Origin of the sequence: Falsiroseomonas algicola, from assembly GCF_011040385.1 — a bacterium.
GTDB classification, from domain to species: domain Bacteria; phylum Pseudomonadota; class Alphaproteobacteria; order Acetobacterales; family Acetobacteraceae; genus Falsiroseomonas; species Falsiroseomonas algicola.
Window position 1 is genome coordinate 14,095 of sequence record NZ_JAAIKB010000012.1, and the last position, 13,629, is coordinate 27,723.

Below are 13,629 nucleotides of genomic sequence, written 5' to 3' on the forward strand. Positions count from 1 at the left end.
GTGACCGGAGTGTTTACGGCCCGCGCAGCGCGTCGATGACTAGGCCCTCGGTCAGGATCTGCGGCAGCACCGCCGGCGCGGCGGCGCCGGGCGCCCAGAACAGATAGAGCGGCACGCCGTCCCGCCCCTGGTCGCGCAGCAGGGCGGTGATGGCGGGGTCGCCGCGGGTCCAGTCGGCCTTGAGGTAGGCGACGTTCCGCGCGGCGAAGGCCTCCCGCACCGCGGGGCCGCGCAGCGCCACGCGTTCATTCACCTGGCAGGTGATGCACCAGGCGGCGGTGGCGTTGACGAAGACGGGGCGGCCCTCGGCGCGGAGTTGCTCGACCCGGGCGGCGGACCAGGATTCGGCGCCCGGATCGGCGGCGGCGGCCGCGGCGGGGGCGGCGGACAGGCGCGGCAGCAGGGCGATGGCGACCACGACGGCGAGCCCCATGCCGATGGCGCCCGCGATCCGCCCGCGCCCGGCGCCGGCGCGCTGCGCAATGCCGAGGCCCCAGAGGCCGGCGGCCAGCACCACGGCGCCGCCCAGGCCGAACAGCACGCCATCCGGCCCCGCCTGCTGCGCCAGCACCCAGACCAGCCAGGCCGCCGCGCCATACATCGGGAAGGCCAGGCCCTGGCGCAGCCGCTCCATCCAGGCGCCGGGCCGGGGCAGCAGCCGCGCCAGCCCCGGGAAGACCCCGAGCAGCGCATAGGGCAGCGCCAGGCCAAGGCCGAGCGCCAGGAAGACCGCCATGGTCTGCTCGGGCGGCATCACCAGCGCGGCCCCCAGCGCCGCGGCCATGAAGGGCGCGGTGCAGGGCGTGGCGAGCAGCACCGCCAGACCGCCGGTCGCGAAGGCCCCGAGATGCCCGCCGCGCCCGGCCACCGCCTGCCCCGCGCCGACCGCGCCACCCATGGCGAAGACGCCCGACAGGTTCAGCCCGACCGCCAGCATCAGCCAGGCCATGGCGGCGACGAAGGCGGGTTCGGTGAACTGGAAGCCCCAGCCCGCGGCGCTGCCGCCGGCCCGGAGCGCGATCAGCGCGCCCCCGACCAGGGCAAAGCAGGTCAGGACGCCGGCGGTGTAGCTGGCGGCATGCAGCCGCACCTCCCGCGCCGCGCCGCCGGACAGCCGCGCCAGGCCGATGGCCTTCATGGCCAGCACGGGGAAGACGCAGGGCATCAGGTTGAGGATCAGCCCGCCGGCCAGCGCCAGCAGCATGGCGTGCCACAGCGCGAGACCGCCCGCGGCCTCCGCCGGCCCGCCCACGCCCGCCCCGACATCGAAGCCCGCGCGCTGCCCGCCGCCATCGCGCAGCACCACCGTGCCCTCCAGCGCCGCCGGAGTCGCGACCCCCTGGGCCAGGGTGAGGCCGATGGTCAGCGACCCGTCCCGCACCGTCACGGGCTGGGGGGCGGTGTTGTCCAGCACGCCGGGTTCCGCCGGGAAGAAGAAGGCGTCCTTCACGGCGGCGGGGCCGATGCCGGCGCCGGTGAGTGTCAGGCTCGCCCGGCCGGCGCCGGCCCCGGCCCGCGCCTGCCAGGGAGAGGGGCGGGAAAGGCGGGCCTCCGTCGCCTCGAACCACGGCGCCGCGATGGGGGAGGGCACGGCGCGGGGCGCGACCGGCAGGGTGAGGGTGAAGACCCCGTCCTCCGGGATGCAGACATCGGCGCAGACCAGCCAGGTCGCCTCCGCGCGGATCGCCAGCGAGTCGCCCGTGAAGCCCGCGGGGACGCTGACGGGCAGCGGCAGCAGGACCTCGTTCTTGTAGCCGTAATTCACGAGCGGGCCGTAGGGGATGCGGTCCGGCACCGGCCACTGGATGGGCCCCGCGGCAACGCCCTCCGGCAGCGTCAGCGTCACCTCGGGCGGCGCGCCCGCATCGCCGGCATTGCGCCAGTAGCTGTGCCAGCCCTCCGCCAGGCGAAGCCGCAGGCCGAGCCGGAAGGACTCGCCCGGCGCCACGGCGGCGACATCGGCGGCGAGGCTGACGGTGGCGCGGGGGGAACGCACGGGCGCGCTTTCCACCGCCTGCGCGGCCAAGGGCAGGGCAGCAAGGGTCAGGCCGAGGAGGAGGGCCGGGAGGCGCGACATGCGGGAGATGTAGCACGGACGGGGCGACGTGCAGCGCATCCGCGGATTGCGGGATGTAACCGTGTTGGGAGATCGGGGGGCGCTGCCCCCCGAAACCCCCCGCCAGGGGCGAGACGCCCCTGGACCGTCGGCAGTCAGCCGCGCTGGCCGGCGCAGGCGGCGGCGACCACGCGGCAGTTGGCCTGGGGGTCGCGGGAGCGGCATTCCGCCAGCGCCTGGCGCTCCGCCTGGTCCTGCCGCGGGCCGGCGCCGGCGGAGAGGCTGGTGATGACATAGGAATTGGGGTCGCTGCTGATGAAGAGCGCCCATTGGCTGCGTTTGTAGCCCTGCGCCACCGCGCCGCAGGCCTCCGTGAACTCGGCCAGCACGCGGCAGCCCGGGCCGGCGGTGGTGCAGGCCCGCTCCGCGCTGCGATGCGCGGCCAGGCGGTCCGCCTCCCCCACCACCATCCCGAAGGCCGCGGAAGGCGTGCGGGCACCGTAGATCACCCCATGGGTCGCGGCGGGGCGGGCCGGCCGAGCGATCGCCACAGGCTGCATGACGGCCCCGCGACCTGTCGCCTCCGCCGTACCCGGGGCCTGCTGGCTGCGGAGGTAGGAGACCGCCGCATCGCACCGCACCGCACAGGCCTGCGGCGCATTCGCCGCCGCGCCACCGGGGCGGGACGCGGCGGTCGCCAGGCATTCGGCGCGGCAGAGCGCGGCGGTGTCGCGATGCGGTCCCGGCGTCCGGCTGGATTGCTGGGAAGCCAGGGCGGGCAGGGCCATCAGGCAGAGGGCGGCGGCGAGAGAGGCGATACGCATCGGGGCTGGTCCTTGGGGCGCGGCGGGGCCGCCTTGTCGGGCGCCCTTGTGCCCCATCGCCGCGCCAGCAGGACTTCATCGCGTGCTTCAGGGTTGCGCCCCTGCTTCGCGCATCGCCGTTTCGTTTCGCGTGGCGCGGTGAATGTGACTTCTGTTTCGCGGGGCGTTACGCCACGCCGCCATGACCCTTCCTGACCTCCCCGTCACCGAGGCCCTGCCCCGCCTGGCCGAGGCGCTGCGCGCCGGCAGCAACGCCGTCCTCGTCGCGCCGCCGGGCGCGGGCAAGACGACGCTGGTGCCGATCGCGCTGATGGCGGAGCCCTGGGCCGAGGGCGGGAAGATCCTGGTGCTGGAACCCCGCCGCGTCGCCGCCCGCGCCGCCGCGCGCCGCATGGCGGACCTGATGGGGGAAGGCCAGCCCGGCGGCACCATCGGGCTCGCGACCCGGCTCGACCGGCTGGTCTCGGACCGCACGCGGGTGGAGGTGGTGACTGAAGGGCTGCTGGTGCGGCGCCTGCAATCCGACCCGGGCCTCGATGGCGTGGCCGCGGTGCTGTTCGACGAGGCGCATGAGCGGAACCTGGATACCGACCTGGCACTGGCCTTCTGCCTCGACCTGCAACGGGAATTAAGGCCGGAACTGCGGCTGCTGGCGATGTCGGCGACGCTCGATGTCGGGCGATTCGCGGCGCTGCTGGGCGAGTGCCCCGTGGTGGAGAGCCTCGGCCGCGCCTTCCCCGTGACGGTCGAGCACCGGATTCGGGACTTCCAGGACCCGCGCGATCTGCCGGAGGCCATGGCGAGCGCCATCCGGGCCGCGCTGGCGGACCATCCGGGCGACGTGCTGGCCTTCCTGCCGGGCTGGGGAGAGATCCGCCGCACGGCGGAGCGGCTTTCCGGCATCGCGGCGGAGGTGCTGCCCCTGCATGGGGAGATGCCGCCGGCCGAGCAGGACCGGGCGCTGAACCCCTCCGACCGCCGCAAGGTGGTGCTGGCGACCTCGATCGCGGAAACCTCGCTGACCGTGCCGGGGGTGCGGATCGTGGTGGATGGGGGGTTCCGGCGCACGCCGCGGCTCGACCCGGCCTCGGGCCTGGCGCGGCTCGTCACCACGCGGATCAGCCGTGCGGCGGCGGACCAGCGCGCCGGCCGCGCGGGGCGCACGGCGCCGGGGGTGGCGATCCGGCTGTGGACGGAGGCGCTGCATCGCGGCCTTCCCCTGCAGGACCGGCCGGAGATCCTGGAGGCGGAGCTGTCCGGCCTGGCGCTGGATTGCGCGGCCTGGGGGGCGGAGCCGGCGCAGCTTTCCTTCCCGGACCCGCCGCCGGCGGGCGCGCTGGCGGCGGGGCGGGCGCTGCTGCGGGACCTCGACGCGCTGGACGAGGAAGGCCGCATCACCGCCATGGGCCGCGCCATGGCGCGCATGGGCACGCATCCGCGCCTCGCGCGCATGCTGCTGGCCGCGGCGGATGAGGGGGAGAAGGCGCTGGCCGCGGACCTCGCCGCGCTGCTGGAGGAACGCGACCCGATCCGGGGGCGGGAGGCGCCGGCCGACATCAACCTGCGCCTCGAATTGCTGCATGGCGGCGACCACCGGGATGCCGACCGCGCCACCATCCACCGCATCGCCCGCGCCGCCGCGCTGCACCGGCGCCGCCTTCGCCTGCATGGCAATGCCCTGCCCGGCGGCGAGGCCGGGCCGTTGCTGGCCGCCGGCTTCCCGGACCGCATCGCGGCCAGGCGCGGCACGATGGAGGGCGCGTTCCGGCTGGCCTCCGGCCAGGGCGCGCGGCTGCCGGCGACGGATCGGCTCGGCCGCGCGCCCCTGCTCGCGGTGGCCGACCTGGAATTGCAGGGCACGGAGGCGCGCATCCGCATGGCGGCGCCGCTCGATCGCGCGGCACTGGAAGCGCGCTTCCCCGACCGGCTGCGCTGGCGGGAGGAGGCGGCCTTCGACGCCCGCGCCGGCGCCGTGCTGGCCCGGCGTCGCCTGACCTTCGGCCCGCTGGTGCTGGAGGAACACATCCTTGCGAGCCCGGACGCGGAAGCCGTGGCGAAGGCGCTGGCCGCCGCCATTGCCGAGCGCGGCTTCCGGGACCTCGACTGGACCGAGGCCGCGAAGCAGTGGCGCGCCCGGATCGGCTGGATGGCGCGGGTGGAGCCGGCCGAATGGCCGGATCTCTCGGACGCCGCGCTGGCGGCGACGGCGGCGGAGTGGCTGGCGCCGCATCTGCATGGCCGCACCAGGCTCAGCGAGGCCAAGGCGCTGGACCTGGTCTCCATCCTGCGGGGCATGGTCCCGCATGCGCAGGCCAGGCGGCTGGAGGCGGCGCTGCCCGCGCGGCTCGACCTGCCCGCCGGCCGCAGCGCGGCCATCGACTATGACCGGGAAACGCCCACGCTGGAGGCGCGGGCGCAGCATCTGTTCGGGGTGGCGTCGCTGCGGCCGCTGGCGGAGGGGCGGGTGAAGCTCAACGTCGCGCTGCTGTCGCCGGCCGGGCGGCCGGTGGCGGTGACGGCGGATCTGGCGGGGTTCTGGCGGGGCGGCTGGGCGGATGTGCGCAAGGACATGCGCGGCCGCTATCCGAAGCATCCCTGGCCGGAGGAGCCCTGGGCGGCGGCGCCCCCGCCACCGCGGGAGCCGCGCTGAGGACGTGGCGCGGCGGGGCGGAGGGACTATATCCGTGACAATTGCCGCCCTCCTTCCCTGATCCCGGAGCCCGCATGTCCCCGATGCTCAGCCGTCGTGCCCTGGCCGGCCTTGCCCTGGTTCCCGTCGTCGGCTGCGCCAGCCCGCCGGCGCAGGCGCAGCGCGGCGCACTGGCCGCGCTGCCGGATTTCGCGGACCTCGCGGAGCGCGTGCTGCCGGCGGTGGTGAACATCGCGGTCACGTCGGAGCAGCGGGGCGAGATCCCGCCGGAGCTGCGCGGCACGCCCTTCGAGCGCTATTTCCGCGACCGCTTCCGGGGCCGTGGCCAGCCGGTGTCCGGCGCCGGATCGGGCTTCATCATCGACCCGAGCGGGCTGGTGGTCACCAACAACCACGTCATCGGCAACGCGACGCGCGTCGTCGTCGCGCTGCAGAACGGGCAGGAATACCAGGCGCGGCTGGTGGGAGTGGACGACCTGACGGATCTCGCCTTGCTGCGCGTCGAGGCCCGTGGCGCGCTGCCCGCCGTGCCCTGGGGCAGTTCGGCGTCGCTGCGGGTCGGCAACTGGGTGCTGGCGGCCGGCAATCCCTTCGGGCTCGGCGGCTCCATCACCTCCGGCATCGTCTCGGCCCGGGGTCGGGAGATCGGGGCGGGGCCGTTCGACGACTTCATCCAGACCGATGCGCCGATCAACCCCGGTAATTCCGGCGGCCCGCTGTTCAACACGGCAGGCGAGGTGATCGGCATCAACACGGCCATCTACTCGCCCTCCGGCGCCTCCGCCGGCATCGGCTTCGCGGTGCCCTCCGACCTGGCCCGGGGCGTGATCGACCAGCTGCGGAGCAGCGGCCGGGTGGAACGCGGCTGGCTCGGCGTCTCCGTCCAGGACATGGGCGGGCCGGAGGAAGGGCCGCGGCGCGGGCCCGGCGCCGCCCCCGCCGCATCGCGCGGCGTGCTGGTGGCCGGCGTGGAGCGCGGCAGCCCGGCGGCCCGGGCGGGGCTGCGGCCGGGCGACCAGGTGCTGGCGATCAACGGCGACAAGGTGGAGACGTCCCGCGCCCTGGTGCGCGGCATCGCCGCCATCGCGCCGGGGCAGACCGTGCGGCTGTCCATCCTGCGGGAGGGGCGGCCGAGCGAACTGCCCGTGCAGGTCGGAAGGCGTCCGGCCCAGCCCCAGGGGTGAGTCGACGGGATGATTTGAACGCGGCCCGCGTCCCTGGCAGGCTACCATCGCCGGGATGAGAGGTGCCGCATGAGAATCCCCCGCCTGCTTGTTGCCCTGGCCGCGCTGGTCACCCTCAGCCTGCCCGCTGCCGCGCAGACCGCGATCCGCTGGCGGGCGGTCCTGGTCGCGGGCGATCCCAGCCTGCCCGTCTGGGACAATGCGACGCGGGCCATGGCGGAGCGGCTGACGGCGGCGAACATCGTGGTCCCGGGCCAGGTGACGCGGCTATCCGCCCGCCCGCAGGAAGCGGGGACCGGCGCCCGGCCGGGCGGGCTTCAGGCCGCGATCGAGGCCATCCAGGGCATGCGCCCGGCGGCCGGCGAGGGATGCCTCGTCTTCCTCACCATGCATGGCGCGCAGAATGCGGGGCTGGTCTTCGTGCCGGGCAACCAGGTGCTGACGCCGAACCTGCTCGACAAGGTGCTGCAACTCGGCTGCGGGGCCGCGCCGACGCTGGTCGTCGCCTCCGGCTGCTTCACCGGCGACTTCGCCACGGGGAACATGGCGCGGGACAACCGCGTGGTGCTGACGGCCGCGCGGCCGGACCGGTCCTCCTTCGGCTGCGGGGCGGGGTTCGAGCTGACGGTGTTCGATGACTGCCTGTTGCAATCGCTGGAGCAGGGCGGGCCCATGCTGGGCATCCGGGAGCGCACGCGGGCCTGCGTCAGCGCAGAGGAGACGCGGCGCCGCGTCTCGCCCCCGTCAGAGCCCGCCGCCCATCTCGGCGCCGCGATGAGGGCGCTGGCGCTGCCGCCGATGCCGGGCGCGTCCAGCCCCGCGCCCCCGGCGCCGCGACGTTCCAAGACGGGGTGACAGGGCTGTTAACCCCCTGCTTTCGGGGGCGTTGCCGCCTGTCCGGCCCGGGACTAGTGTCCCGATTCTCTGTGGATTGGTGCGATTGCCATGAGAATCCTTCTGGTGGAGGACGACGCCGAGGTGGCCCGCTTCGTGAAGAAGGGGCTGCAGGAGGCGGGGCATACGGTGGAACATGCGCCGAATGGCCGGGACGGGCTGTTCATGGCGGCCTCCGAGAGCTTCGACGTGCTCGTCCTGGACCGGATGCTGCCCGGCGGCGTCGATGGCGTGCGCCTGGTGGAGACGCTGCGCGGCCAGGGCAACCGCACCCCCGTGCTGTTCCTCTCCGCCCTCAACGCGGTCGATGAGCGGGTGAAGGGCCTCAAGGCCGGCGGCGACGACTATCTCACGAAGCCCTTCGCCTTTGCCGAGCTGCTGGCGCGGGTGGAGGCGCTGGGCCGCCGCCCGGCGGCGGAGGTGCCGACCACGCGGCTGAAGGTCGCGGACCTCGAGCTCGACCTGCTGTCCCGCACCGTCACACGCGGGGGCCGCAAGGTGGATGTGCAGCCGCGGGAATTCCGCCTGCTGGAGCACCTGATGCGCCATGCCGGCCAGGTGGTGACGCGCACCATGCTGCTGGAGAAGGTCTGGGACTACCATTTCGACCCGCAGACCAACGTGATCGACGTGCATGTCAGCCGCCTGCGCCACAAGCTGGACAAGGGCTTCGACAAGCCGCTGATCCACACCGTGCGCAACGCCGGCTACATGATCCGGGCCGAGGGCTGACCGGCACCGCGCGAGGGCCGGTGAGGTGACGCCAGGCAGCCCCGCCAACCTGCCGCTGATCGGGCTGCTGCGCAGCGCATCGGGCCGCTTCGCGCTGCTCTTCACCGCCATGTTCGCCGCGGCCGCCACGGCGGCGGCCGTGGTGCTGTGGTGGAACACCGCCGGCGCGCTGGACCGGCAGACCGATGCCGCGATCCGCGCCGATTCGACCGCGCTGGTGGAACGCCAGCGGGATGCCGGCCTGCCGGGGCTGGTCGGCGCCATCGAGGATCGCCTCGCCCTCGATGTGCAGAATGAAAGCCTCTACCTCCTGCTTTCGCCCGATCGGCGCGTGCTGGCCGGCAACCTTGCGGTCTGGCCGGCGGAGGCGAATGCCGATCCCCCCTGGATCCGCATGCCGCTGCTGCGCGACGGGACGGAGAGCGAGGCGCGCATGCTGCGCGTGGACCTGCCGGACCAGCACCGGCTGCTGGTCGGCCGCGATGTGGCGGAGAAGCTGCGGCTGCGGGGCCTGCTGAGCGAGGGCATCGCCTGGGCGGCTTCCTCCTCCGCCGCCATCGCGCTGCTGGGCGCCTGGCTGCTGCGGCGGTCGCTCGAGCGGCGCTTGATGCCGGTCTATGGCACGGCGGCGGCGATCGCGGCCGGCGACCTGTCCCGCCGCGTGCCGCTTTCCGACCGGCAGGACGAGTTCGACCGGCTGGGCATGACGATGAATGCCATGCTGGACCGCATCGCGACGCTGATGGAGGGCGTCCGGGGCGTCTCCGACGCCATCGCGCATGACCTCCGCACCCCCATCGCCCGGGCACGGGCGAAGCTGGAGGAGGCGCTGGGCGACGCGACGGATGAGGAGGCGCTGCGCGCCGCGGTGGAGCAGGGGATCGCGGACCTCGATGGCATCGCGCGCGTCTTCAAGGCGGTGCTGCGCATCGCGGAGGTCGAGGCCGGCGCCCGGCGCGCCGCCTTCGCGCCGGTGGACATGGCGCCGAGCCTGGCCGATGCCGCCGATCTCTACGGCGCGGCGGCGGAGGCGCGGGAGCAGGTGCTGGCGGTCGAGTTGCCGGAGGCGCTGAACCTGGTGGGCGACCGCGACCTGCTGCTGCAGGCCGTGGCCAACCTGCTCGACAATGCCTTGAAGTTCACGCCGGATGGCGGCCGCGTCGCGCTCTCCGCCCGCGTCATGGAGGGGATGGTGGAGATCGCCGTGGCGGATGACGGGCCCGGCCTGGCGCCGGAGGATCGCGCGCGGGCCGGGGAGCGATTCTTCCGGGCCGACACCTCCCGCAACACGCCGGGTTCGGGGCTCGGCCTGTCGCTGGTGCGGGCGGTGGTGGCGTTGCATGGGGGCGATGTGCTGCTGGAGGATACGGCGCCGGGGCGCGACCCGCCGGGGCTGACCGTGCGGCTACGCCTGCCGGCGTGAGGCCATCCGACCTCCAGCATCCATGGTCTACCGCATGACGCCGCTTTCACGGGCAGGCCACGGCGTGGGGCGGGTGGGGTTTGGCATCATGCGGCCATGCGCCTGCCGTCGCTTCTCTTTGGTGTCGCCCTTGCCGCCCCGGCCATCGCCGACCAGCCGCTGCGCGTCACCACCGACAGCCCCGAATATTGCGGGCTTCTCGCCGCCCGGCTCACGGCGCAGCCGGCGGCGGATGCCCAGGCCATGGCGCTGGCGGCGGAGGGGCTGCGGCTTTGCGACAGCGGCCATTTCCGCACCGGCATCGCCAAGCTGCGGCGCGCGATCCGCGCTGCCCATCCCCCGGGGGGATAGGGCGGGGCTCACCGCATGATGTGGTGGCGCCCCGCGGTCGCGGGCTGGGGGGCGATCTGCGCCAGCATCGGGCTCGCGCGCTTCGCCTATGTGCCGCTGTTCCCGGCCATGGTCGCGGCCGGCTGGGTGGATGGCGGCGGCGGCGGGCTGCTCGGCGCGGCCAATCTCGCGGGCTATCTCGGCGGCGTCATGGCGGGGCGGGGGCTGGCACGGCGCCTCGGCGTGCCGCGGCCGCTGGATGCCGGCATGGCGCTGGCGGCCCTGTCCTTCGCCGCCTGTGCCTTCCAGGGCGGGCTCGCCTGGTTCTGCCTCTGGCGGGCGCTGGCGGGAGTGGCGGGGGGCTTCCTGATGGCCCTGTCCGGTCCCTCGGTCCAGGCCAGCGTGCCGCCGGAGGCGAGGGGCCTGGCGGGCGGCGTGGTGATGGCCGGGGCCGGCACGGGGGTGATGCTGGCGGGGCTGCTGGTGCCACTGCTGCTGGGCGGCGGGCTGGCGCTGGCGTGGCTTGGCCTGTCGCTCGCGGTGCTGGCGATCTGGCTGGTGGTCCGGCCCTGGTGGCCCGATCCCGCCGCCGTGCCCGCGCCGGCGGAGGGGGAGGCGGTGCCGCGGGCGCTGCGCCTGCTGCTGGCCTATGGCCTCTCCGGCGCCGGGATGGTGGCGCCGATGGTCTATCTGGCGGACCTCGCCGTGCGGGGGCGGGGGCTGGCCGTCACGGCGGGCAGCCTGGTCTGGGTGCTGTTCGGCGCGGGGGCCATGGCCGGCACCCTGCTGGGCGGCCGGATCGCGGGGCGTATCGGCGGGCGCCGCGCGCTGCCGGCCTGGATGGTGGTGCAGGTGGCGGCGCTGTCGGCCGCGCTGGTGCCGTGGTGGCCGGCGCTGCTGCTGGCCGCGCCGCTCGGCGGCTTCGCCGGCGTCGGCGCCACGGCGGTGACGCTGGTGGCGGCGCGGGAGGTGGCGGGCGTGCAGGCTTCCGTGGTGTGGGTGCGGGCGACGGCGGGCTATGCGATCGCCCAGGCCGGCACGGCCTTCGCGCTGGCGGCGGTCTTCGCGGCCACGGGCGACAGCCATGCCGCCGTCTTCGCCGCGGGCCTCGCCCTGTCGGCGGCCGCGCTGGTCGTGGCCTGGCATGGCCGGGCAGGCTGACAAAAAGAAGCCGGAGCTTCCAGGGGAAGCTCCGGCCAGTTGATGGGCGCCGGCAAGATCGGGGGGAAGCGGCCGGCACCCGGGAGGGAGAGACGGGCTGCAAGATCGGCAACCCGAGGGTGTTATCGCGCGACGAGGTTTCCCGATCCTTTCCGGGCGCCCAACTTTTCGCTTCCGGCCATCGAATCCGCGTGAGGAGGGGGAAGCTGGCGGAACGCCGGCTTTGGGGTAAGGGAGGATCGGACCACGCCGGGACGGGACACAGCATGACGACGCCGCGGAACCTGCCGCTCGAGGGGCTCAAGGTGGTGGAACTCGGCCACTACATTGCCGGGCCCTTCGCGACCCGGCTGCTGGCCGACCTCGGTGCGGAGGTCATCAAGGTGGAGCCGCCGGAGGGCGACCCGATCCGCGGCTGGGGCAGCCGGCACAATGGCCATCCCGTCTGGTTCAGCATCCACGGCCGCAACAAGCTCTCCGTCACGCTCGACCTGAAGAAGCCGGAGGGGCGGGAGCGCCTGCGGAAGCTGTGTGCGCGCGCCGATGCGCTGGTGGAGAATTTCCGGCCCGGCTACCTGGAGCGCATCGGGCTGGGGCCGGAGGTGCTGCACCAGGCGAATCCGCGGCTGATCATCGCCCGCGTCTCCGGCTACGGGCAGGACGGTCCCTATCGCGACAAGCCCGCCTTCGGCGCGATCGGGGAGGCGATGGGCGGCCTGCGGCACCTGACGGCGACGCCGGGTGTCACGGAGCATGCGCCGCCGCGCTGCGGGGTTTCGATCAGCGACGACCTCGCCGGGATGTATGCGGCGCTGGCGGTGGCCTCGGCCTGCTGGGGCGTGAAGGGCGATCCGGCGGCGAAGGGGCGGGTGATCGATGTCGATCTCGTCTCCTCCGTCTTCTCGCTGATGGAGGGGATGCTGCCGGAATACGGGCTGACGGGGGCGATAAGGCAGCCCGCGGGATCGGCGATCCTGACCGCGGCGCCGACCAACACCTATCTCTGCGCGGACGGGAAATGGCTCTGCGTGGCGGGCAATTCGGACCTGATCTACCACCGGCTGATGACGCTGATCGGGCGGGAGGATCTGCGCGACGATCCGCGCATGGCCGACAATCGCGGCCGCTGCGCGAATGCGAAGGAACTCGATGCCGCCATCGGCGCCTGGACCCGGACCCTGCCGGCGGCGGAGGCGCAGGAGAGGCTGGAGGCGGTGGATGTACCGTGCTCCCGCCTCTACGACATGCGCGACTGCGCGGAGGACCCGCATTTCCGCGCCCGGCAGACGGTGATGGAGGTGGCGGACCCGGTGGTGGGGGAGACGCTGCTGCACCCCGCCGCGCCCTTCCGCTTCGATGGCATCGCGCCGCGCGAGATGGTGCGCTGGACGGGGCCGGAAGTGGGCGCGCACAACGACCATGTATTCCGCGAATTGCTGGGAGAGGGATGACGCCATGGACGCCGTGATTTCCGAGGTCGCGCCGCGCGACGGGCTGCAATCCATCGGCCCCTTCGTGGCGACCGAGACCAAGATCGAGCTGGTGCGGAAGCTCCACGCCGCCGGGCTTCGGCGGATGGAGGTCGGCAGCTTCGTCAACCCGAAGGCCGTGCCGCAGATGGCGGATACCGCGGCCGTGCTGAAGGCGGCACTCGAACTGCCGGGGCTGGAGAGCACGGTGCTGGCGCCGAACCGCAAGGGCTTCGAGATGGCGCGGGACGCGGGGGCGCATCGCGTCGGCGTCTTCATGTCCGTCACGGAAAGCCACAACAAGGCGAATGTGAACCGGACGCGGGAGGAGAGTTTCGCCGACCTCTCCGGCATCGTGCGGGATGCGGTCGCGTCCGGCATGAAGGTGCGGTTCAACCTCTCCTGCGCCTTCCATTGCCCCTTCGAGGGCGTGGTGCCGGAGCGCGATGCGCTGGACTGGGTGGAGCGCGTGGTGGCGCTCGACCCCACCATCGAGATCGCGATCTGCGACACCACCGGCAATGCGGCGCCGGACCAAGTGGGGCGCGTCTTCGACCATGCGATCCGGTCCTGGCCCGGCGCAGACGGCAAGCCGCGCATGGCCTTTCATGGCCACGACACCTACGGCATGGGGGTGGCGAACTGCGCGGCGGCGTGGGAGGCGGGGTGCCGGGTGATCGACAGCGCGGCGGGGGGCCTGGGCGGCTGCCCCTTCGCGCCGGGGGCGACGGGCAATGTGGCGACGGAGGACGTGGCCTGGCTGATGCGGCGCATGGGTGTCGCCACGGGGATCGACTGGGCGAAGCTGCTGCAGGCCGCGGACTATGCCGCCGCCATCCCGGGCGCGCTGCCGGGCGGGCGGATGCGGGCGGTGCCGGCGGCGCGCGCGGCGTAATGGCGCCCTGG

At 74.3% G+C, this 13,629-nt stretch carries 11 protein-coding genes; 9 read left to right on the forward strand and 2 right to left on the reverse strand.

Annotation, left to right across the window (positions count from 1 at the left end):
• Window positions 1–13: 13 nt before the first annotated feature.
• Entirely contained in the window at window positions 14–2,077 is a 2,064-nt protein-coding gene (locus G3576_RS23245; RefSeq protein WP_164696866.1) for a protein-disulfide reductase DsbD family protein, read from the reverse strand.
• A gap of 134 nt (window positions 2,078–2,211) precedes the next feature.
• Window positions 2,212–2,880 carry a DUF4189 domain-containing protein gene (locus G3576_RS23250; RefSeq protein WP_164696867.1) on the reverse strand — a complete coding sequence of 223 codons (669 nt, stop codon included), beginning with the start codon at window positions 2,878–2,880 and terminating at the stop codon, window positions 2,212–2,214.
• A 181-nt stretch (window positions 2,881–3,061) separates the two neighbouring features.
• Between G3576_RS23250 and hrpB the strand changes: the two genes are divergently transcribed.
• From hrpB to G3576_RS23295, 9 genes are all read left to right on the forward strand, one after another.
• Window positions 3,062–5,530 carry an ATP-dependent helicase HrpB gene (gene hrpB / locus G3576_RS23255; protein WP_164696868.1) on the forward strand — a complete coding sequence of 823 codons (2,469 nt, stop codon included), beginning with the start codon at window positions 3,062–3,064 and terminating at the stop codon, window positions 5,528–5,530.
• 74 nt (window positions 5,531–5,604) lie between these two features.
• Complete coding sequence (locus tag G3576_RS23260) at window positions 5,605–6,714, forward strand: trypsin-like peptidase domain-containing protein (protein ID WP_164696869.1); 1,110 nt, start codon at window positions 5,605–5,607, stop codon at window positions 6,712–6,714.
• Window positions 6,715–6,783: 69 nt separating this feature from the next.
• Window positions 6,784–7,569, forward strand: a complete 786-nt coding sequence (locus tag G3576_RS23265) for a C13 family peptidase (RefSeq protein WP_164696870.1) — start codon at window positions 6,784–6,786, stop codon at window positions 7,567–7,569.
• Window positions 7,570–7,659: 90 nt separating this feature from the next.
• A complete protein-coding gene (locus tag G3576_RS23270) occupies window positions 7,660–8,340 on the forward strand; it encodes a winged helix-turn-helix domain-containing protein (RefSeq protein ID WP_164696871.1) in 681 nt (226 codons plus the stop codon).
• A 25-nt stretch (window positions 8,341–8,365) separates the two neighbouring features.
• Window positions 8,366–9,763 carry a sensor histidine kinase gene (locus G3576_RS23275; RefSeq protein WP_328729659.1) on the forward strand — a complete coding sequence of 466 codons (1,398 nt, stop codon included), beginning with the start codon at window positions 8,366–8,368 and terminating at the stop codon, window positions 9,761–9,763.
• 96 nt (window positions 9,764–9,859) lie between these two features.
• Window positions 9,860–10,114 carry a hypothetical protein gene (locus G3576_RS23280; protein ID WP_164696872.1) on the forward strand — a complete coding sequence of 85 codons (255 nt, stop codon included), beginning with the start codon at window positions 9,860–9,862 and terminating at the stop codon, window positions 10,112–10,114.
• Window positions 10,115–10,129: 15 nt separating this feature from the next.
• A complete protein-coding gene (locus tag G3576_RS23285) occupies window positions 10,130–11,254 on the forward strand; it encodes a YbfB/YjiJ family MFS transporter (protein ID WP_164696873.1) in 1,125 nt (374 codons plus the stop codon).
• Between the two features lie 266 nt (window positions 11,255–11,520).
• Window positions 11,521–12,705, forward strand: a complete 1,185-nt coding sequence (locus G3576_RS23290; RefSeq protein ID WP_164696874.1) for a CaiB/BaiF CoA transferase family protein — start codon at window positions 11,521–11,523, stop codon at window positions 12,703–12,705.
• A 4-nt stretch (window positions 12,706–12,709) separates the two neighbouring features.
• The gene (locus G3576_RS23295) at window positions 12,710–13,618 is read left to right on the forward strand and encodes a hydroxymethylglutaryl-CoA lyase (protein WP_164696875.1); all 909 of its coding nucleotides are present in this window, start codon (window positions 12,710–12,712) and stop codon (window positions 13,616–13,618) included.
• Window positions 13,619–13,629: the final 11 nt, after the last annotated feature.